This window comes from Vibrio sp. D173a, assembly GCF_030248475.1.
This window is the reverse complement of record NZ_JAHGAH010001388.1, coordinates 1-675: the sequence shown is the minus strand read 5'-3', so window position 1 is coordinate 675 and position 675 is coordinate 1. Positions and strand designations below refer to the sequence as shown.

The 675-nt window shown below is 40.6% G+C and carries 2 pseudogenes; both read right to left on the bottom strand.

Annotation, left to right across the window (positions count from 1 at the left end):
- Positions 1 to 361 (bottom strand): annotated as a pseudogene (locus tag KIV40_RS35685) (hypothetical protein); the annotation flags it as partial.
- Positions 362 to 370: 9 nt separating this feature from the next.
- Positions 371 to 675, bottom strand: a pseudogene (locus KIV40_RS35680) (hypothetical protein); the annotation flags it as partial.

Sequence of the window (675 nt, the reverse complement as noted above, 5' to 3'; positions counted from 1 at the left end):
CCGCAGAACCTTGCTGTCCAAGTACAAAGGTTGGGGTGCCCTGACCAACAATCTTACGAGCAAAAATGAGGATGTTTTGGTTGTTGACGACTAAGTTGAAGTTCTCTGGAACCTCAATAGTATCTGCGAAGACGACGATTTTTGAAGGTTTGGTAACGTAAAGGTTCTGCTGTGCGATCCAATCACTAAGGTTAATATGTAAATCTGATGTAGAGCGAGATAATACGCCCACCTCGGAATAGGCTGATTGAACCCATGTTGGATATTCAGTGGAGTTTGGCAAGTTATTTAGCTCAAGCCAATCACTCGCAAAGGCTTGTTGAGAAAATGAAAGAGAAATAATAATAGGTAGAAGTCTCATAGAAAAATCCTGTCGAAAATAGGCGTTGTTTGCAAATGCTTTGGCTTTCTCACTGATATTATTCCAGTTCATTTCGGCAACCGATGTATTGGCTAGAGCCCCGATTGCACCAAGCATTGCATCATCTTTCATGATGTCGGCATTATTCTGAGCTTCATCTAACGCAGCAAGTAGCGATGTGAAATCTGAATTCATTTTCTGCCAGTTAAGTTTCAATTCATTAATATGTGGAATGGCATTTTCAATCTGCTGAGAGATTATATCGATGCTTTCTGATGAGCGGTGGTAAGAGTTATATATTTTCTGGGTATACG